Raw genomic sequence first — 20,856 nt, forward strand, 5'->3', positions numbered from 1 at the left:
TATTACCTATCAAACGTTTGCGCAAATTTTCTGGATTTTATTGTAATTTAATATCATTATTTTAGAAATCGATACCTCATTAACAGGTACTAACCATTTCTAAACACAAATGAAAACTAAAATCCTTTTACTGTTAGTGCTTCAGTGCATTGGGAACTTTATTTATGCCCAATCATTAAAAACTTATAATCTTTCCTTTCCTAAACTTGCCAATAAATGGGACGAAGCCATGCCCTTGGGGAATGGGATGTTAGGCGTATTAATATGGGAAAAGAACAATAAACTACGCCTTTCATTAGATCGTGCAGATCTGTGGGATGAACGTAAAGCGCTGGATATTTCGAAAATTAACTTTAAGTGGGTAGAAGAGCAGGTTCATCAAAACAACTACGCTGCCGTTCAAAAAATAGGTGATGAGCCTTATGATAACAGTCCATATCCAACCAAATTGCCTGCGGCGGCAATGGAATTTGATATTGCTAAATTAGGTAAAGTAGTATCGAACGAATTGGATATCGAAACGGCTTTAAACACGGTTAAATTTGATAATGGCACTGTTTTTAACTGTTACATCCATGCAAAGCGGCAACAGGGATATTTTAGTTTCGAAAATCTTAAATCTACGGCAATCATACCTAACCTGATTGTGCATAATTATGCCAATAATCTGATAGAAAAAGGCGATAACAGCCACGCAGGTGAGGGCTTGCAGAAACTGGGCTATGCAAAAGGAACCGTTAACAATACGGTAAATAGTATCCGTTACCGTCAGCCTACTTATGATGGCCATTATTATGAAGTGTTGGTTAAATGGACAACAATGGAGAACGGCAATGTAATCGGTTCCTGGACCATTAGTAATGATAAAGCGGCAAAATTACCTGCTATTTCTTCAACAGCGAAAGAGCCGACGGGCTGGGATTCTCATACTGGATGGTGGAAAGATTTCTGGAATAAATCGAATATCTCTGTTCCGGATCAGCTTATTCAAAAACAATATTATTTAGAAATGTACAAATTAGGGTGTGTAGCCAGAAAAGGCGCACCCGCCATTACCCTGCAAGCCGTTTGGACCGCAGATAATGGCAGCTTACCACCCTGGAAGGGCGACTTCCATAACGATTTAAATACCCAATTGAGTTATTGGCCAACATATACTGCTAACCACCTGGCCGAAGGAGCCACTTTTACCGATTGGCTGTGGAAAATCAGAAAAAGTAACCTGACCTATACCAAACAGTATTTTGGTGTTGAAGGCTTAAATGTTCCTGGTGTAGCCACCTTAAATGGTGACCCAATGGGTGGCTGGATCCAATACTCGCTTTCGCCAACCGTAAGTGCATGGACCGCGCAACATTTTTATTGGCAGTGGAAATATAGCATGGATAATAGGCTTCTTAAAACCAGGGCCTATCCGTATATTCATGAAGCGGCAACCTATCTGGAGAATATTACAAGGTTGAAAGACGGCAAACGTTCACTGCCTTTAAGCTCTAGTCCTGAATATAACGATAACAGTGTTAAAGCCTGGTTCTTAAACTGGACTAATTTCGATTTGGCCTTAGCCAAGTTCTTATTTAAAGCTGCGGCAGAAGTAAGCCGGGCAAAAGGTAAAATAGACGAAAGCAAACATTGGACGGAAATACTGAATCAGTTACCAGATTACGAAATAAATGAAACTGGTTTTACCATTGCACCAGGATTTAATTTAGCGAGCTCACACAGGCATTTTTCGCAGTATATGGCCATATATCCACTCGATTTATTGGATATTAACCACGAGCGGGATAAAAACATTATTGGCAATTCTTTAAAACGGCTGGAAGAAATTGGTACAAGGGCATGGTGCGGTTATTCTTTTAGTTGGATGGCTTCTTTGTATGCGAGAGCTTACCAGGCCGATAAAGCCGCAAAACAACTGGAAATTTTTGCTTCAAATTTCTGCTCACCAAATAGTTTTCACTTAAACGGCGATCAGAAAGGTGGGCAATACTCTGATTTTACCTATCGTCCGTTTACCTTAGAAGGCAATTTTGCCTTTGCACAGGGCGTACAGGAACTTTTACTGCAAAGCAGAAATGGGTATATGCAGGCATTCCCAGCGGTACCACAAAGCTGGAAAGATGTAGCTTTTAATAATCTGCGTGCTGAAGGTGCCTTTTTAGTCAGCGGAAATAAAGAAAACGGTGTGCCAACAACAGTAAAAGTATATGCAGAAAAAGCGGGTGTACTTAGAATTAAGCTGCCTTTTAAAACTTATGTGGTAAGGGATATACCTGCTGAGATTGTAAAGATGGGCGATGATGGAATTGCCGAAGTCACCCTGAAAAAACGACAGACCATCGTTTTTGAAAACGGATATGAATAATATCCTTAACTAGAATGATGAATTAACCGCAAAGAACGCTAAGGGTTTCGCAAAGTAAGCAAAGGACTATTGCTGATGTTATTAAGCGTGAGGGATAGAAGCGAAAAGCCCACAGCGAGGCACGAGCGAGGACTTGCAGCGCATAGCCCGACCCCTTGCTCAGCTTGGGGGCACGCCCAAAATACACGATGCATCAGTATAAATTAAAGTATATTTTGTACCACACGTTACAGTACTTGGAGATGCAAAGAAGATCATTTTTAAGCAACATAACGATAAATTAATAATAACTGTTAGGGTAGATAGTAAATCCCGTTTTACCAAAGTATATAAAATAACAGGCATTTTGTAAATTTACGGGTATAGGGTACGCATCATACTCAGCTCTAGCAAGAAGCTAAAAACGTTAATAATAAGCCTTTTATATACGATTCATATCAAAATCATCAATGAGAAAAATAATATTGATCACTGCGCTGTTATGCTGCAAATTAAGTTATGCCCAGCAAAAACCCAATATTGTAATCATCATTTCTGATGACCATGCTTTTCAGGCCATTAGCGCTTATGGTAGTAAATTAACGCAAACACCAAACATAGATCGTATTGCCCGGTCGGGGGTAACCTTTAACAAAGCTTATGTAACCAATTCTATTTGCGGACCAAGCAGGGCCGTTATATTAACAGGATTGTATAGCCATAAAAACGGCTTTAAAGATAATGAAACCTCTCATTTTGATCATGGACAGGATAACTTTGCCAAACACCTTCAGTCAGGGGGCTATCAAACTGCATGGATAGGCAAGTTGCACCTGGGTAATAAACCTCAGGGATTTGATTATTACAGCATTCTGCCAGATCAGGGGCAGTACTACAACCCCGATTTTATCGGTATGGATGGTAAAACCGTGCATAAAGAAGGTTATGTAACCAATCTCATAGAAGATGCCGCTGAGCAGTGGTTAGATAACAGAGACCCATCGAAGCCCTTCTGTTTGGTTATTGGCCACAAAGCCACGCACCGTACCTGGCTTCCGGATACGGCTGATATGGGGAAATTCGATAAAGTGAAATTCCCTTTGCCTAAAAATTTTTACGATAATTATGTAAACCGGGAAGCGGCAAAAGTACAGGATATGACCATTGATAAAACCATGTTAATGGGCTACGACCTGAAAATGCTTTCATATAGCAAAAATGGAGAGGGTAGCGTTAACCGAATGAACTTAGCACAAAGAGCCAGGTTCGATGCCTACTATAAGCCAATCGAAGCCGATTTAAAAAGCCGGAATTTAACAGGCAAAGCCTTGGTAGAATGGAAATATGAACGTTATATGCGCGATTATTTAAGCACAGCAGCATCGCTTGATCGAAATATAGGCCGTACGCTTGATTACCTTGAAAAACACAATCTAACTAAAAATACGATTGTAATTTATCTTTCAGATCAAGGCTTTTATTTGGGCGAGCATGGTTGGTTTGATAAACGTTTTATGTATGAAGAATCTTTCAGAACACCAATGGTGATGCGTTACCCGGGGGTGATTAAACCGGGAAGCAAAAGCGAGGCTTTTGTGATGAATCTTGATATTGCGCCAACTTTGCTTGATGCAGCCAACCTTAAAGTGCCACAGGCTATGCAAGGGAAATCGATGTTGCCTTTGTTTCAAACAAAAAAAGTAGCATTCAGGGATGCCATGTTTTATCATTATTATGAAAACGGCGAACATTCCGTATCGCCTCATTTTGGCATCAGAACCGAACGATATAAATTAATCCGCTTTTACAAACGTGTTAATAGTTGGGAATTATACGACCTGAAGAATGATCCCTCAGAAGAAAATAATTTATATGGTAAAAAAGGATATGCAGGTATTGTTGCGCAATTAAAAGGCAAATTAAACAAGCTTATCGATCAATATGACGACCAGGATGCCAAAGATATTATGGCAGAACTTTAAATATCTGTTGAGGTTGCTGCCAATAATTTAATGTCGAAGGTAGCCATTGCGCTATTGAGCGCATTTGGCTGTTTTGTGTTTTTATTGGCGATATTGAGGCTTCAATCGTGCAATTTTTCCAAAATCCTGTGCGCCTCTCCGATCTTTTAAAGGTAATGTTTTGTTAAATTTAATCAGATCATCCATTATTTCCGGCCAGACACCACGATAAATGGTCTGCTGATTTCCCTTCCGTTTTGATCCATTATCGTTTCCATCATTTTCTTTACTTCAATATTCGCAAACCCCGATTGTTTGAAAAACGATTTTACTTCATCAATCTCATAAAATGTAAAATCGAGCTGTGTCCAGGGCAGGTCGCCACCAAAATTTTTTTCAACAAAGCCAAGGTTCATTTTTCCCCCAGGTTTTAACACACGGTAGCTTTCAGTTAAGTATTTTAGCGGATCCGGCCAGAAATAAATGGTATTTGCCGTAAAACAATAATCAAAGAAATTATCCTGAAAATCGAGTTTATTATCCGTTGTTTTAATCAACTCTACAGCATTACCATCAGCCTGGTAAGTAAAAAAGGCCTCTTTTATTGCAGAGTCGGTAGAATAAGTGCCAGAATAACTGATATTTTCTGCTATTTGAAACAAATAAGGAAGGTGTTCGATGTCCGCTGGGCTAATTTCCAATACTCTTGCATTCGTTTTTAACGGTAAATCTTGTATGAGTTTAAAAATTAGGGTGTTTTTGGGTGGGAGAGCGCCAATTTTTTGGTCTGGCGTTAATGTGTTCAGGTCTTTTTGCTCCTCCATGGTATCGTTATTAGTCTCTTGCGGTGCATTTCGCAATTCGGGCAAAATTGAAAAATAGCAGCTGTACGCCTTTACATCAAAGGGATTTTCTTTTACACAAAACCGAATTGTGGATAACCCCATTACTTTAGCTGGGCTTTTTTTGTGATAATTGCCTTTATGGGAATCAATGTTGGTAAGGATTACGGCGCCTGGAAAAAGGTAGGGGGCAGCTTTGATGATCTTCCTGCTCGGGATGGATTGGTAACAGAAAGGAAGGAGAAATACAGTTTTTCTTTTAGCGATGCCGAATTGGTGCAGATCAATATCCCCGGTATCTATATTGTGTATGGCGATATCATATTTAAACAGCAACAGATGTATTTCAGGCCCACTTACGATGTGCCCGATATGGTTAAACTGCGTTTTACGCTCTCCGGCAATGGCACCATCTTTAACAGGGTAAATAAACAGCAGTACATCTTTAATTCCAACCAGCAGAATATTATTTACATGCCTGAGCTTGATGGTAAAGGCGAATACGATACCAGCCATAGCTACCGCTTTTTTGAGGTCCATTTTGCTAAAGAAAAGTTTTTGCAACTGGCAGAACATTCTACCAAAGCATTGCAGGTTTTGGCAGATTATGCCGATACCGGTCGTTATACGCAACTGGCGGAGCAAAACCTTCCCATTTCATGGGCCATGCAGCACTGCATCCGCGATATTCTCGATTGTAATTACCCAGAAGGCCTGAAAAGTATGTTTATCGAATCGAAATGTATTGAACTGCTTGTGCTACAGGCCGAGGCTTTTGAACGTGCCATTAGCCAAAAACAGCCAGCCGCTTTACATTCTGCTTACGATAGGGATTGCCTTTATCAGGCAAGGGATTACCTCATTGCCAATATCCATCAGCCACCATCGGTTGCCGAACTGGCTAAATTATGTGGCATTAACGAATTTAAACTTAAACAGGGCTTTAAAGGCCTGTTTGATAACAGCATATTCGGTTATCTGAGTGATTATAGACTCAACCATGCAAAAGAGTTGCTGCTGGATGGTCTGCCCATAAAATCGGTGGCATTTATGCTTGGTTATTCATCTGTACAACACTTCAGCAATGCTTTTAGAAAGAAATTTAGCTTAACACCGGGTAAGCTGAAAAGTTAAACCGAGTTCTTGCTAAATGCTTATCATGTGAAACACAGATATTCAGTATAGTTTAGGCATTTTGCTAACCAACTTTAATAAAACACAGATTTTACCCAAGCACGCCTGTCAATCCCAGGGGCCGGGAAATCAAAAAAACAGTAGCACAACAGTATAAATGGCACTATCAAACCTATAACGCAGTGGTTTTGTGTTTCATGTTTGCAAAAACCTTTCACCTAGCTCTAACAAACAAAACAAAGTGACGCTGTTTTTTTGATGTGTATAAGGATTGTGTAAAAGGCCCATTGCTGGATTGACGAAGCATTTTTGCATACTTTTGATGCTTCAAAAGTTTGATGCCATGCGGCATAGAGCACTAAAATAATTTCAGTGTTAGTGTCTACACATTGGGCTAAAAGTGAAAAAAAATAATTGTTAATTTTAGGTGATATCTGATCAAAAATTCCCACATACTGTATAAAGCATAGTAATCATGACAGCAACATCCACTAAAGAGCAGCCCAGCCATCGCGAAGCACTTTTTATGAAACTCTACAAAGAGGCTTTTCCTTTGGTGGCAAGGCACATAAGCAAGATGGGCGGATCATTTGAGGAAGCGAAAGACATTTTTCAGGATGCGCTGGTGGTGTATTACGAAAAAGTACAGGTTGCTGGCCTGCGGCTGAAGTATCAAGAGAAAGCTTATTTATTTGGGATTTCCAAATATTTATGGATCAAACGTTATAAAGAAAACGACAAGCATTTTTCCCTTAATCCACTTGGCCTTGTCCTTAATGAAGAGATCGATTTCGCAGATACCGGATATGAAGAAGTTTCTTCGGGGAAACTGATGCAATTACTGGAGCAGGCCGGACAGAAATGTATGCAGTTGCTCAGTGCTTTCTATTACGAAAAACTGGATATGGAAACACTGGCAGGGCGTTTTGGCTTTTCGGGGGCACGCTCTGCAACCGCTCAGAAATTTAAATGCCTCGAAAAAGTGAAAGAAACGGTTAAAGCAAAATCCTTAAAATATGAAGACATCGTTGAATGAACTCCGTTTAATAGAGCATTATTTGCTGTCGGACGATAAGGATGGAGAAAGTTTCCTCTTCGAAGCCAAAATGATCCTGCAGCCTGAGCTAAAGCAGCAGGTTTACTGGCAAAACAAAACCTATCAAATGGTGCGTGATTATGGCCGGAAGCAGTTGAAAAATGAAATCGATAACATACACGAAACGTTGTTTAATACCGATGCGCATCAAAGCTTCAGGCAAAAGGTAATGCGTTTGTTCAGCAAATAAACAATCAATTTAATTTATCAATCATGCTCCGTTATCGGGGCAGGGGCATTGTTATGCCAAAAATTTAAAATCAATATGATGGATATAAACAAAGAATTCCGCCTTTATGCGGTAAAACACCAACGCTTAAATGGCCTTTATGTAGATCAGTATATGGGCAGAACAGCTGCTTATACCATGCCTGTTGCCATGACACCCTATATTACGGAAGAACGCCAGCTGAATGTGGCACAAATGGATGTTTTCTCCCGGTTGATGATGGACAGGATTATTTTTTTAGGGGAAGCCGTTGATGAACGGAATGCAAATGTAATACAGGCACAATTGCTTTTTTTGCAGTCGGTTGATACCAAAAGCGACATCCAATTGTATATCAATTCGCCCGGTGGATCGGTGTATGCAGGCTTTGGCATTTATGATACCATGCAGTATATCGCGCCAGATGTAGCCACCATTTGTACGGGCATTGCACTTTCTATGGGTTCGGTATTGTTGTGCGCGGGAGCTGCCGGTAAACGTTCGGCCCTGCAGCACTCGAGGGTCATGATTCATCAAACCTCGGGTGGGACAGAGGGAACCGCCATTGATATGGATATCAGGATCAGGGAGGTGTTGAAAGTCCAGTCGGATCTGTACCATATTTTGGCGAAACATAGTGGCCAAAGTTATGAGCGGATAAATGAAATTGCCAGTCGCGATTATTGGATGACCGCCATCGAAGCAAAGGAATTTGGAATGATAGATGAGGTGTTAACGCGTGGGGAATAGGGGTTTTTGATTTAAAATGAGTTATTAAAATATCTTACACAAGTCTTGGAGCTTAGGCCAAAAGCAAAGGCCTAACTTGTGTTTAAACGATCAATTAATCTCTGTTTAAATGCAGGTCATGCAATCTACCAGCGCAGATAGTAAGACTTGCGCTAGTAATGATGCCAATTAGGTTTCGGCCGGTGGGAGACCAACCGATAGATGAATAAGTACTTCAGATCCAATATCGCCAAATACAAGAAAAGGCAGTTTTAAGTTCATCTTTCATTTATAATGTCGACCGGTGTACCAAATGAACCCTTATTTTTAATGAATTCTTTTCATCTTCGGTCAGTTCGTTTGTGCCGAGTGCAATGTCTTCTCATATTTTTCCGTCTTTTCGTTTAAGTGCAAATTCAATTGTTTCAATTTTTTGCTTCTTGTTCAGGCCTAACATTGTATCGAATTACTTTTAGTGTAAATGCGGAGAGAAAAAGGTAAAATCGTTGTCTCTAATAGAGGGTTGAGACGGGGTTGGTTCGGAGTTGGTTCGGACTTCTGACAGGGTTGTTACAATTGTACCCGAACAAAACCCGAAGTAAATCTGTAGATATCACCTCCTAATTGTTAACCTCTTTAGTGTCGGAAGTGTTCGTGTACAAGGCAGCGTGATGAACGGCTTGTGTATATACCGCATCTAACTCGTTAACATTTTTAATGAGATTAATGTATTGACAGCACAAGCCTTAATGGCGCAAGGGCTTGGGGTGATGACTTGTGCATTTACCGTACACAATTCGTTAAGCTAAGATCCTGAATCAAGTTCAGGAGGACGATTCTTCGAGTGAAATCGTCTTCTCGACTGGAGCGCGTGCCTTTTTCGGGCAGCAGCGAAACGGAGAGATCTTTGAAATCAGGTTTTATTGATCAATCTAATTTTAGGAGGTTAAATATTCTCATTCTAGCGCGAGTCTTAGCGCTCATAGCCTTAAGCCTTGGCCTGACTTGTGTTAAAAAGACTTTCAATTAAATCACTCATCAAAGCACAAGTCATCCAGCGCGCTAGCCTAGACACTAAGACTTGCGCTGGTAATGGGATTTGTGTTATTCTAAATCCTCCAGTTTATAAAATTTAGGAAGAACGATTCGGAATAGAATTTATTTTTATCCTATCAATTGGGGAGAATATTGCATTAAAAACTATTCGCTTGCAATCGGTTTTAACTTTATCCCTAATGGATTTGTTATAATAAACTCAGCCATTAGTCAGCCTCTTAAATTTTACTAAAAAACAATTTCAAGAACCTAATGCCGTAATTTTAGTATCACAAATAATTGATTTTATATAATACCTTTTTTATAACCTCGATCACCTAACTCATGATTTAAAAACCATAGAGCCAAATGATCTAGCCTAAACTTTTTAATTAATGAATGTCTAATTATTCGCAGAAAGCGACTAAGAACCAGTTTTTGCGAAACTTACAATGAAACAATTATTTATTAAAAATCGGAAAACTTAGCGACACCCTTAAGTGGATGGACTAGGAGTGTAAATTGCAGCACGTTCTTCTTTTCCTTTAATAAAAATTTAAGGTCGCGAAAAACCATATCTAGGAATTCCAGATCTTTATATTGGATAGAAAAAGACCTTATTTCCTTCCCTTCAAAGAATTTTTCGATTATTGACTTTTCTGACTCGCTATAATTGTACGAAAGCTCGTGTCTGGTATCATCAAAATAGTTGTGAAAATAAATCTCATGAAATCCCTTTCCCTTCTTATTGAAGAAAAGTGTGTCATCATCTTCATCATCGAGTTCAGTTTCGTTATACCCCAATAGAAATTCCCTAAAGAGGTCAATAAAAGACTTTTCTGCTGTGAAAATTGGTAGTACTTCCATTTATTCTATCCCCATATTTTTTAAAGATCGGTTTCATTTTGCGGCCGGAGACTTGAAAATTTCCTTATATGCTACTAAATGATTGCCTTTGAACCTCTGATAACATCAAAATAATTTTCAACTAAAGTACCGTTTATCTACAACAATTGGCACTGTGCATTATGGAGAAGCCCTTTGTTGGGTAACTGTATCCGAAATGCCCTAAAGAAAGACTGGGTCAAAAAGGGAATGCCTTTGCTGGCAGCAGAATTATCCAAATCTAAATAGCGGACCATAGTTTCCTTTCTAGATACAACTTAGGCCAAGGTATGATAAAATCCTTCTATATTTTTTAAGAGTATGTGTTCCTGGTGCTGTGGTCAGGGTCTCTATTAAATGTAGATAGCATTATATTCCCTTATTAAACCGTCTAATTTTTCCTGGAAACCTTTGCCAAGATATTCGCTGTGCAAAGTGGAAATGACATCAGTCGTAATGCCGTATTTTTTTGCCAAAATAGAGGTTATCTATTAACGAAAGTCCCTGTTCCAGCTCAGCACCTTCCCAGTTTTTTAGTATAAATTCCCTCAGCTTGGGAATAGCTTCGACACGTTCTTTACCATGATAAAGTCGCCCTCCGTGGGGAACTTGCAGCCGCTAAGGTCTATTTCCACATCTAGCGCGAGTCTTAGCGCTCATAGCCTTAAGCCTTAGCTTGACTTGTGTTAAAAAGACTTTCAATTAAATCACTCATCAAAGCACAAGTCATCCAGCGCGCTAGCCTATACACTAAGACTTGCGCTGGTAATGGTTGCAGTCAATAGTTCAGACCTTGTAGTCGGTAGTTCAGAGGTTGCAGACGGTAGTTCAGACGTTGCAGTCGATAGTTCAGACTTCGCAGTTGGCAGTTCAGACTTTGTCGTCGATCGTCAGTTAGTCATTGTACCACCATGAGCTTGTTCTTTACTATTATTTAATTTCATATTTCCGTGTTTATGTATCCTTAACTTTTTACGGTTTTTTATTCGTACTGTTATGATATATTTCCTTTTTCAAACTATTGGTCTATTTGGTTTGTTATGTTTTTGTTTATTTTATTTATTTCGTTTATTTCGTTTGTGTTTTTTGTTTAACTTCGTAGAAAATTGCAGCATGATTTCAACCGATCAAACACGCCGTCCTTCCAAAACAGAGCAGAAGATGGCCATAGAATCTTTACCAGCTTTATCATCGATACTCTCCAATATCCATTCTGAACAGACTGAAATTGAGATCGAGGAGACGGGCGAACGCATTAAGATACCTGCCAGGGCTTTGGTATTTCTTGGCGATATTTTAAAGGCTATGGGTGAAGGCAAGCCTGTTTCTATAGTTCCAATGGCAACAGAGGTAACTACCCAGAAAGCAGCCGAAATATTGGGATGTTCAAGACCATATTTAGTAAAATTACTGGAAGAGGGGGCTATTGAGTTTATCAAAGTGGGCAAACACCGCAGGATAAAATTCGAGGATGTTGTGGCTTACAGAGAAAAGATGAAAGTGCAGCAGAAGAACAATATTATCGACATCATGAGCGCTGACGAGGAACTCGGATTGTATGATTCATAGTGTAAGGTTTAAGGCAGTACTGGATACCAATGTCATCTATCCAGTTGTGATCAGGGACCTGCTTTTTTGGTTTGCCCATTATGATCTTTATACGCCCAAGTGGGGTACTAATATTTTCTGTGAGTGGAAAGAAGTGATGCTCAGGCATGGCGTGGAAGAAAGGGAAGCTGAAAAGCGGGTGCAAAAGGCAAACCAGGCTTTTCCAGATGCTTTGGTGGGTAATTATGAAGGTCTTATTTCGCAGCTTCAACTACCGGATGAGGATGACCGTCATGTGCTTGCGGCTGCAATTAAAACGAACGCAAATGTGATTGTTACCAATAACCTCAAGGATTTTCCAGAGGAATATCTGGACACTTTCGGCCTGAAGGCCAAAAGTGCCGATGATTTTCTCACCGATATTATCGATCTGAATCAGGAGCAGGCAATTAAGGCTTTCCGCGAGATGGTGCTGAACCGGAAGAATCCCGCAATGGATGAATATCAAGTGCTGGAAAGCCTACGTAGGAATGGGCTTATCGATACTGCAAATTATTTGCATGCGCTATTGTAAAATCCTAGTAACATCCTTATTAATTAAAGCGTTGCAGTCGATAGTTGAGGTGTTGCAGGATATTAGTGTTCATACTCTTTATTACAAGTAAAGCACCACCAGTATTCTCTATTCGTATCTCTTAATAATGATTCTGATTTTTGCCTGCACACGTTACAAATATGCATTAGCCCTTCATCTTCCAAAGCCAAATAATTACAGGTGTAGCAACCCCAGTTAGTTTTAATATACGGCTCATCTTCAATAGCCCATGTAAAGCTTGTAGTGCCGCATTTAGGACAGATATGTAAGGACATAATTGCTAATATAATGATTTACATTTGAGGTTAAAAGGTTAGCTTACTGTCAAGAGGATAGTTTGGGATATACTTATACTTATTAAATTTATAAAACACCATCTCATCAAAAGCACAAGTCATCTACTCGTTGGCCTAAACACTAAGGATTGCGCTAGTAATGGGGCTAGTAACGTAAACTGATATTTAAAACTTCTTCTTCCCGTTATGGAGATCCTTTGGTGCCTCGGATTTGATGGAAACGCCTACCTCTTTGTTCTGTATACCGTATTGCTTCTGAAGATCTTCTTTGGTTAAGACTTTGATTTCTTTAAAGACTTTATCATCAATTACAGCTAAATTTCCCTCAAAGTTCTTATCCAGAATTTTACCGTTTAATATATACTGAACAGTCGTATCTTGACCAGCGACAGGTACTAATGCACTATACTCAGCTGATTTGCTGCGAAAGTATCTCCAATATCTTGATTTGGCGAATGAAATTGTTTCTATATATACAACTCCGTCCTTGCCATCCTCACCAATTATATCTATTGCCTCTTTGCCTTTTAAAACCGTAACAATTGCTATACTGCTCGGGTCATACTTCATCAACTCACTTTTATCAACATTAACGCTATCCATAAAGTAAACTGGCTCGGCACCGAGTTTCTTGAGAGCTCGTTTAGGAGATTGGCTGAAAGCCACTATTGTTGTTAAAGTAAAGACTGTTGTAAAGAAAAATTTAGATGAGCGCATATGGTTCTTTTTAGTATTGCGAGTATATTGCATTCCGCAGAAACTTGCAATAAGTGATTTGCGTACCGAACGAGGCTCATTGCAGTAAAGTTCTTAATAATGATGCAATATTATAGTTTGAAATAGATAAGACAAAACCTTAGTTGATTTTAGTAATCTCACTTTTTAGTATCAGAGAGCTAAAATTTGATGTTGCGCTTATCTTGTAGACGTTACCATTGTAACTAATTATATTAACTGTAATAAGTGCATTTTTAGGGGTGTTAGGAAATCTCTTAAAGTTATTTGCATCAGGCTTTAAGGTATATGAACAATTGCTAATCCATTCAATACTATAAGAATTGGGAACGGTTGAACCATCATAATATTCATATTGATGAGTTGCGTCACGTTTTATTATTAATAACTTCCCCTTATATATCATCTTAAACTTTCCCTGTTTGAATTTTAGACAGTCAGAGGTTTGTGCTTTTACACTATTGAAAAAGAAGAATCCAACTATTGTGAGAATGAAGTGTTTTAGAATCACTATGTCGATGATTTAGATGTAAGGCAAATATATGGTATTAATAGGAGCCTGACTAGATTTATCCAGGATAAAGCGAAGCGCTTAATCTCCTTATATTTCCTCCATTCTTCCTAACCTATTTCCTATTCCGTTCTGTTTTGTTAGTTTTGAGCTTTAAATAAAGAACAAAATGAATCATTGGTTAGTAAAATCAGAGCCTTTTAAATACAGTTGGGAAAAATTTAATCAGGATGGCCGTACCTTTTGGGATGGTGTTCGTAATTATCAGGCCCGGAATAACCTAAAAGCCATGCAAGAAGGAGATTTGGTGCTTTTTTATCATAGTAATGAGGGTAAAAATGTAGTGGGTATTGCCAAAGTGGTGAGGGAGTTTTACCAGGATCCAACTACTGATGATGCCAACTGGGTAGTGGTCGATTTATCGCCTGTAGAAAGCCTGAAAAATCCGGTTTCATTGGAGCAGATCAAGGCTGAACCGAGTTTGGTTGATATTTCATTGGTGCGTCAGGGCCGTTTATCGGTAATGCCGCTTAAAGCTGCTGAATTTGATAAGATTTTGGAAATGGGAAGCTAAATCAGTTTTCAGTTAACAGTTGGCAGTTAACAGTTGGCAGTTTTTAGTTAGCAGTTGACGGTTTTCAGTTGGCAGTTTTCAGTTAACAATTTAATAGATTAACACGCTTAAGGCGGAGTATAAATCGTTGGAATGCTGATTATGCTGATGACCTGCAGGGTCGTAAACGAAAGCAGATCGCAGGATTTATTGATTATAAGGTAAAGGTTCGCAAAATTATTTAGATCTCCATTAAGGGATTTTGGCGCAAGTTAACTCAGAAACCTGAAAATTCTTCAAATTTTATTATATTGATAAAATATTGATAAATCTTAACGCCTTGATATGAAAACCATCTGTTTTACGCTCCTCTTTTTTCTTTCCTTTACTTTGGCAAATGCTCAGGGTATAAAACCTTACATCGCCATTCTAAAAACCCAAAATGGTAAATACAAAGGGATTTTATACAAAATAGATTCAGTAAATGCGATCCTGAATCATGACGGCGAATTTATTGAGGTTCCGATTAATGAAATTAAAATTGTACAGATCAGAACGATTAAAAAGGGCTATAAAGGAATGAGTTTTATAAAAATAGGTGAAGATCGGGCAGAAGAATATAAAATGAATACAGCTGGTAAAATGGTTGATAAATGGGGTAAGGAAGAGCCGGGTCTGAAGGAAGATGCGGCAGCAACTGCATACTCTGTGGTTTTTACAACACTTGCAAATGCTATTGCAATGCCTATCCATGCTATTAATCCGAATCTGGCACGTTTTAACTTTAATAAAATAGATAAAAATAAGTTAAACGAACTCAGTTATTATTCCATTTACTATCAGGCCAATCCAAATGTGCTCGCCGAGCTGCACCAGCTAAAAAGCATTTCAGCTACGTTTAAGCCTTAGCGTGTTGCGGGTAGCGTTGGGAGTTTGGCGTAGAATGAAGCTAATCTGTCTAGATAGATCTCTCCATTTCGCTGCGCTACAGTCGAGATGACAATCATTCTATTGGAATTTATACGGTTTAACCTAATGAACCAATGACCAATGGACTACTAACCGGTTTAAACAAATGACGACATATCTGTCCAGATAGATCTCTCTCCCGAAAGTTCGGGACTGCACTACAGTCGAGATGACGATCATTCTACTAGAGTCTATACGATCAATCCAATGAACCAATGAACCAATGACCAATGAACTACTGAACCGATGACTACTGAACCACACTATTTCTCTTGCTTAAGGTTATCCCCAGCGTCATTACAATACTCGATCCCAGTACAACCAGGAACAAAAACGGCGTGCCCACTTCAGGTATTTTTAAGGAAGCTGGCAGGTTGAAATAAAGCAAAATGCTGATCAAACCACGGGGGGCGATGTATAAAATCGGACTCAGGTTTTCTTTTTTGAATATTTTGAGAAATACCACTCTGATGATGTAAATCGATATCAAAATGAAAAGGCCATTGGCCAGTACAATTTTGTTATTTAAGTCACCGATATTCATCGTAAAACCAAAAATAACGAAGAAAAAAGTACGCAGAATAAAAGCGCTCTCGGCCGATAACTGATAGAGCTGGGATAAATCGGCAGTTAAATTTTTGTATAAAAAGATACTTCTAAACCAGGCATTCTCAATCGTATCGGCATTATTCAGAAACAGGCCTGTGCTCAAAATCAACACCAGAGAGGATAGGTGGTAAGACTGACCAATGGCATAAACCAGAATCAGTATGGCTATAATTAAGAAGAATTTAATGTGGTGAACCAATCGGCCCATTACGTATAACAGCACCACACAGGCAATGGCCGATAGTAAAAGGATGAGGAAAGTACTTAAACCCAAACCAATAAAAGCAGATGTATTGATCGAATGGTTGGTAATGGCAAAATTGAAGATGATAATTCCTAAAATATCAGAGAAAGAAGATTCATAAATTACAAATTCTTTATCGGTATTGTTTAATGCCGCTGCCGAAGGGATGGCAATAGCCGAGCTGATTACGCTAAAGGGAATGGCATTTGCAATACAGGTATATAAATCGTGATGCGTGATCTGGTAAATAATGCCTGTGATTACTATAATGGTTCCAATTAAAATGCTTAGGGCAGAGAAAAAAGCACTGCGAATAACCTTGTTTTTATGCCGGTCGTATTTAAGTTCGAGTGAGCCCTCAAAAACAATCAAAATTAAGCCTACAGTACCCAGTGTTGGTAGGATAGAGAGGAAATTGAAGGTTTGTATCTTCAGGTTATCGACCAGCAAACGTAAACCAATACCTAGAAGGAGTAACAACAAAACCGATGGTACTTTGGTTTTACTGGCCACTAAATCAAACAGATAAGAGAAAATAACTAATCCGCTTAAAATAATAAGAATGGTATAGGTTGTCATATTTTTCAGCGTGGGGTAAACCGCTAAAATAAAACAATCATGCTAAGCAGAAAGAAATTTAATGTAAAAATTATGCTTTAAAGAAAAGAGCTTTCAGTTCGCTGGCATCATCAGGGTTCATTTTTCCACCTAACACCAAACGCAATTGCCTGCGGCGTAGTGCACCATCAAATAGATCAATTTCTTCGGGTGTTTCTGGTATTAGTTCTGGCACAGGGATGGTACGGGCACTCTGATCTACTGCAACAAAGGTATAATAAGCCTCATTACTTTTTTGGCGTGCACCACTTGGAATATTCTCTGCCCAAACATCCAAACGAACTTCTACTGAAGTATTAAAAGCCCTGGTCACTTTGGCTTCAATGGTAATCACATCACCTAATTTAATGGGTTGTTTAAAAGAAACATTATCAACCGAAGCCGTTACTACAATACGGTTACAGTGTTTTTGAGCCGAAATTGCCGCTGCAATATCCATCCAATGGAGCAAGCGCCCACCCATTAAGTTGTTTAAGGTATTGGTATCGTTTGGTAATACCAATTCGTTCATGATGGTAAAACTTTCTCTGGCAAATTTCTTTTTTAAACTCATTTGATGGCAAAAGTAAGTAAAATGTGGGTAAAATGGTATTGCAAATAGATGCTGGCGGATTTAGAAGTTGTTTCTGCGGCGATCTGCGTAATTAGCGGGAAAGACATAGGCAAGATTGTTCCCGCAGATTAAATGGATTTTCGCAGATTTAAGTTGTTTCTGCGGTGATCTGCGAAATCAGCGGGAAAGACATAGGCAACGTGGTTCCTGCGGGTATCGGCGAAATCAGGGGAAAAGCATCAGTAAGAATCAGTAAGATTGTTCCCGCAGATCAAACGGATTTTCGCAGATTTATTATTTTGTTTTCTGTGAAAGCAGCGGGAAAGATCCTCTTTTTGCGCATAGCTAAGCATTATGTTTGCCACGGAAGCACGAAAAACACGGAAAAACTTTAATCTCCTCTTTGATTTCTGTGTTTCGGTGACTAATTAATTTTTGCACGGGCGTTATGTGTTAAAAGCGATTCCTTAGATCCTGGCGGATTGGAAGGATTTTTTTCTGCGGTGATTTGCGAAATCAGCGGGAAAGACATAGGTACGTGGTTCCTGCGGGTATCGGCGAAATAAGGGGAAAAGCATCAGTAAGATTGTTCCCGCAGATCAAATGGATTTTCGCAGATTGGAATAATATTTTCCTTACTAATCTGTATAGTACTTTACCTTTTCGATTTGTATTGGAGATTAGTTATAGGCACTATGCTATGGTTGCCTTAAAAAACCACAGGCTGTAGCGAAGAACGCCGTCAATCCCAAGTGGTGGGGAAATCAAAAAACAGGTGTACAAAAGAAAACACAGCACTACCAAGCCTTAACGCAGTGGTTTTGTGTTCATAAACGATAATTTAACTTCGTTGGAAATTTGAACACAAACCCCAGGAGGGCTCAATCAGCCCATAGAAAACGTAAACAAAAACTGATTAAACGAAGCGCCGCTGTTTTTTGATGTGAATGGGCTCTGCGGAGCCACCTTGCTGGATTGACAAAGCGCTTTGGGTACTTTGGCGCGTCAAAGTACAATGCCTCCGCGGCATAGAGCGTGAAAATTATATATTAATTATTTTGTTTTCTGCTGTGATCTGCTCAACTAGCGGGGGATGAGCAAGCTGTTCTGTAATTTATAATTAAAAAGATTGCTTCACTCCAACGCAAGGCCCATTCTTCAGTTCGCAATGACGAAAACATTGTTCTTGTAATTCAAAAACAAATTCATCAGCTATCATGTTATCATACAAAAAATCGAATTAATGCAAAACCAGACCCTGATCCAATTTTTCCATTGGTATTATAACGAAGAACAAAATTTGTGGACTAAAGTAGCTGCCGAAGCAAGTCATTTAAAAGAAATTGGAGTAACTGCTGTTTGGTTGCCGCCAGCCTATAAATCAAATAATGCGGCTTATGATGTTGGTTATGCCGTTTACGACCTTTTCGATTTGGGCGAGTTCGATCAGAAGGGGAGTGTGAATACCAAGCATGGCTCTAAAGATGAGTACATCAAAGCTATTGAAGAACTGCACGACAATGAAATTGGAGTCTTGGCCGATGCGGTTTTTAATCACAAAGCCGGGGGCGATGAACTCGAAAAAATAGCCGTTAGAACTGTAAATCCAGAAGATAGAACCGAATTTACCAGCGATGTTTTCGAAATAGAAGCATGGACGAAATTTACTTTCCCGGGGCGGCAGGGAAAATATTCTGAATTTATATGGAACCATGAATGCTTTAGTGGAGTAGATTGGGCAGAAGACCTCCAGGAAACAGCTATTTATTCGATTCAGAACTATTTGGGAGAAGGTTTTGAAGAGGTTCCTTCTACAGAATTTGGAAATTACGACTATCTGATGTTTAACGATATCGATTACCGCAACAGGGCCGTAATTGAAGAATTAAAATACTGGGGCGAATGGATAGTGGAAACCACCAAAGTAGATGGTTTTCGGTTAGATGCAGTTAAACACATCAATCCGGATTTTATTGTAGAGTGGATCGATCACCTGAACCAAAAATTTAACCGCGAATTTTTTATCGTTGCCGAAGATTGGAATGTGGTAGATAGAGAAGGACAATTGAAATACATTGAGATTACAGGTGGGCGGACACAAATATTTGATTCGCTTTTGCACCATAACTTTTTCCTGGCGAGTAAGGACGAGGAATTTGATATGCGGACCATTTTTGATGGAACCCTGGTTCAGGTAAAGCCTGATCTGGCCGTAACATTTGTTGATAATCATGATTCGCAACCTTTGCAGGCGCTAGAATCTTATGTCGATTTTTGGTTCAGACCTTTGGCTTATGCCATTATCCTATTGCGTGTACAAGGGATTCCGTGTTTGTTCTTTCCTGATCTGTATGGAGGGATTTATGATGATAAAGACAAAGAAGGCGATGAGGTGCATGTGGAGCTGGTCGCAATTCCTGCAGTAGAAACCATGAGTAAAATCCGTACAGCCTTTGCTTACGGTGAACAACGCGATTATTTTGACCATGGCATTTGCGTAGGATGGACCCGCGCCGGTGATGAGGAACATGAAAATAGTGGTTTGGCGGTATTGTTAAGCACAGGGGAAGAAGGCTTTAAAGAAATGGAAATTGGTAAACACTTTGCCGGAAAAACCTTTGTTGATGCATTAGGGTATCGCCAGCAGGAAGTAACCATTGATGAAAATGGTTGGGCGGAGTTTCACTGCAACGCAGGAAGTGTTTCAGTGTGGGTGTTGAAGGTGGGGTAGGTATTGCAATCCGTCAACGCCATGGTCTGTGTCCTCACAGACCATTTATGGTTATTATTGGAGATCACTACCAACCCTTGGATAAACGTTGATATTGTGTTCTGTGGGGACACAGACCACGGAACGGTACTGTCAATTCCATGCCCAGGCTCAATATCTATCCACGCGTCATTCCCGTGCAGACGGGAATCTTAATGCGACTTACGAACTCCGCTGACCTTTATTACGAGAAATAATGTATTTTTAAGATATGGAACGCGGTGGTTGTGTTTACATTATGACAAATGCCTTTAACACGGTTTATTACATCGGTGTTACCTCTGACTTACACTCAAGAGTAATTGATCATAAATGCAAAAGATATCCAACTTCCTTTACTGCCAAATACAATTGTTTAAAGCTGGTATATTTTATGTTTTATCCTGGCATTGAGGAGGCAATTGCTGAAGAGAAGAAATTAAAGAAATGGAATAGGGATTGGAAAATTAAGTTGATCAGCGATAATAATCCTCAATGGCTGGATTTGTTTAATGAGGATTTGTGACTTTTTAACGTTAACACATTTTGTTATCTTTTAAAGATGGGAATCCTAGAGCCTGGCGTGATGCATTACGATTCCCCTGCAGACGGGAATCCTAATACAGCTTGCAAACCCAG

General features: G+C 39.4%; 17 protein-coding genes. 12 read left to right on the forward strand and 5 right to left on the reverse strand.

Going from position 1 to position 20,856, the window contains the following annotated elements; translation table 11 throughout:
• Positions 1-109 precede the first annotated feature (109 nt).
• Both AC1RJ8_RS22415 and AC1RJ8_RS22420 read left to right on the forward strand, forming a co-directional pair.
• Entirely contained in the window at positions 110-2,368 is a 2,259-nt protein-coding gene (locus tag AC1RJ8_RS22415; RefSeq protein WP_492955751.1) for a glycosyl hydrolase family 95 catalytic domain-containing protein, read from the forward strand.
• A gap of 449 nt (positions 2,369-2,817) precedes the next feature.
• Positions 2,818-4,329 (forward strand): sulfatase family protein, encoded by a 1,512-nt coding sequence (locus tag AC1RJ8_RS22420; RefSeq protein WP_492955752.1) that lies wholly within the window; start codon positions 2,818-2,820, stop codon positions 4,327-4,329.
• Positions 4,330-4,514: 185 nt separating this feature from the next.
• On the opposite strand, the gene AC1RJ8_RS22425 is transcribed toward AC1RJ8_RS22420, so the two are convergent.
• Complete coding sequence (locus tag AC1RJ8_RS22425; RefSeq protein ID WP_492955753.1) at positions 4,515-5,132, reverse strand: class I SAM-dependent methyltransferase; 618 nt, start codon at positions 5,130-5,132, stop codon at positions 4,515-4,517.
• Positions 5,133-5,291: 159 nt separating this feature from the next.
• Here AC1RJ8_RS22425 and AC1RJ8_RS22430 point away from each other — a divergent pair, with 159 nt between their 5' ends.
• The 4 genes from AC1RJ8_RS22430 to AC1RJ8_RS22445 all read left to right on the forward strand — a co-directional run bounded on the left by AC1RJ8_RS22430 (position 5,292) and on the right by AC1RJ8_RS22445 (position 8,338).
• Entirely contained in the window at positions 5,292-6,284 is a 993-nt protein-coding gene (locus tag AC1RJ8_RS22430; RefSeq protein WP_492955754.1) for a helix-turn-helix domain-containing protein, read from the forward strand.
• Positions 6,285-6,759: 475 nt separating this feature from the next.
• A complete protein-coding gene (locus AC1RJ8_RS22435) occupies positions 6,760-7,320 on the forward strand; it encodes an RNA polymerase sigma factor (RefSeq protein WP_492955755.1) in 561 nt (186 codons plus the stop codon).
• Entirely contained in the window at positions 7,301-7,570 is a 270-nt protein-coding gene (locus tag AC1RJ8_RS22440) for a hypothetical protein (RefSeq protein WP_492955756.1), read from the forward strand. Before AC1RJ8_RS22435 ends, AC1RJ8_RS22440 begins: the two co-directional genes overlap by 20 nt.
• Before the next feature lie 78 nt (positions 7,571-7,648).
• Positions 7,649-8,338 (forward strand): ATP-dependent Clp protease proteolytic subunit, encoded by a 690-nt coding sequence (locus AC1RJ8_RS22445; RefSeq protein ID WP_492955775.1) that lies wholly within the window; start codon positions 7,649-7,651, stop codon positions 8,336-8,338.
• Positions 8,339-9,820: 1,482 nt separating this feature from the next.
• Here the strand turns inward: AC1RJ8_RS22445 and AC1RJ8_RS22450 are convergent.
• A complete protein-coding gene (locus AC1RJ8_RS22450; RefSeq protein WP_492955757.1) occupies positions 9,821-10,219 on the reverse strand; it encodes a hypothetical protein in 399 nt (132 codons plus the stop codon).
• 1,179 nt (positions 10,220-11,398) lie between these two features.
• On the opposite strand from AC1RJ8_RS22450, the gene AC1RJ8_RS22455 reads away from it, so the two are divergent.
• Complete coding sequence (locus AC1RJ8_RS22455) at positions 11,399-11,806, forward strand: helix-turn-helix domain-containing protein (protein WP_255497757.1); 408 nt, start codon at positions 11,399-11,401, stop codon at positions 11,804-11,806.
• Positions 11,796-12,359 (forward strand): PIN domain-containing protein, encoded by a 564-nt coding sequence (locus AC1RJ8_RS22460; protein ID WP_492955759.1) that lies wholly within the window; start codon positions 11,796-11,798, stop codon positions 12,357-12,359. Before AC1RJ8_RS22455 ends, AC1RJ8_RS22460 begins: the two co-directional genes overlap by 11 nt.
• Positions 12,360-12,841: 482 nt before the next feature.
• On the opposite strand, the gene AC1RJ8_RS22465 is transcribed toward AC1RJ8_RS22460, so the two are convergent.
• Positions 12,842-13,393, reverse strand: a complete 552-nt coding sequence (locus AC1RJ8_RS22465) for a hypothetical protein (protein ID WP_492955760.1) — start codon at positions 13,391-13,393, stop codon at positions 12,842-12,844.
• Positions 13,394-14,091: 698 nt separating this feature from the next.
• On the opposite strand from AC1RJ8_RS22465, the gene AC1RJ8_RS22470 reads away from it, so the two are divergent.
• Both AC1RJ8_RS22470 and AC1RJ8_RS22475 read left to right on the forward strand, forming a co-directional pair.
• Complete coding sequence (locus tag AC1RJ8_RS22470) at positions 14,092-14,496, forward strand: EVE domain-containing protein (RefSeq protein WP_492955761.1); 405 nt, start codon at positions 14,092-14,094, stop codon at positions 14,494-14,496.
• Positions 14,497-14,820: 324 nt separating this feature from the next.
• Positions 14,821-15,384 (forward strand): hypothetical protein, encoded by a 564-nt coding sequence (locus AC1RJ8_RS22475; RefSeq protein WP_492955762.1) that lies wholly within the window; start codon positions 14,821-14,823, stop codon positions 15,382-15,384.
• 310 nt (positions 15,385-15,694) lie between these two features.
• Here the strand turns inward: AC1RJ8_RS22475 and AC1RJ8_RS22480 are convergent, their stop codons facing one another.
• Positions 15,695-16,876 (reverse strand): cation:proton antiporter domain-containing protein, encoded by a 1,182-nt coding sequence (locus AC1RJ8_RS22480; RefSeq protein WP_492955763.1) that lies wholly within the window; start codon positions 16,874-16,876, stop codon positions 15,695-15,697.
• 70 nt (positions 16,877-16,946) lie between these two features.
• Entirely contained in the window at positions 16,947-17,468 is a 522-nt protein-coding gene (locus AC1RJ8_RS22485) for an acyl-CoA thioesterase (protein WP_029275086.1), read from the reverse strand.
• Between the two features lie 1,243 nt (positions 17,469-18,711).
• Between AC1RJ8_RS22485 and AC1RJ8_RS22490 the strand changes: the two genes are divergently transcribed.
• The gene (locus tag AC1RJ8_RS22490; protein ID WP_492955764.1) at positions 18,712-20,199 is read left to right on the forward strand and encodes an alpha-amylase; all 1,488 of its coding nucleotides are present in this window, start codon (positions 18,712-18,714) and stop codon (positions 20,197-20,199) included.
• Between the two features lie 250 nt (positions 20,200-20,449).
• Complete coding sequence (locus tag AC1RJ8_RS22495; protein WP_492955765.1) at positions 20,450-20,743, forward strand: GIY-YIG nuclease family protein; 294 nt, start codon at positions 20,450-20,452, stop codon at positions 20,741-20,743.
• The last annotated feature ends 113 nt before the right edge of the window (positions 20,744-20,856 follow it).

Source organism: Pedobacter sp. GW822-FHT03F06, assembly GCF_058801365.1.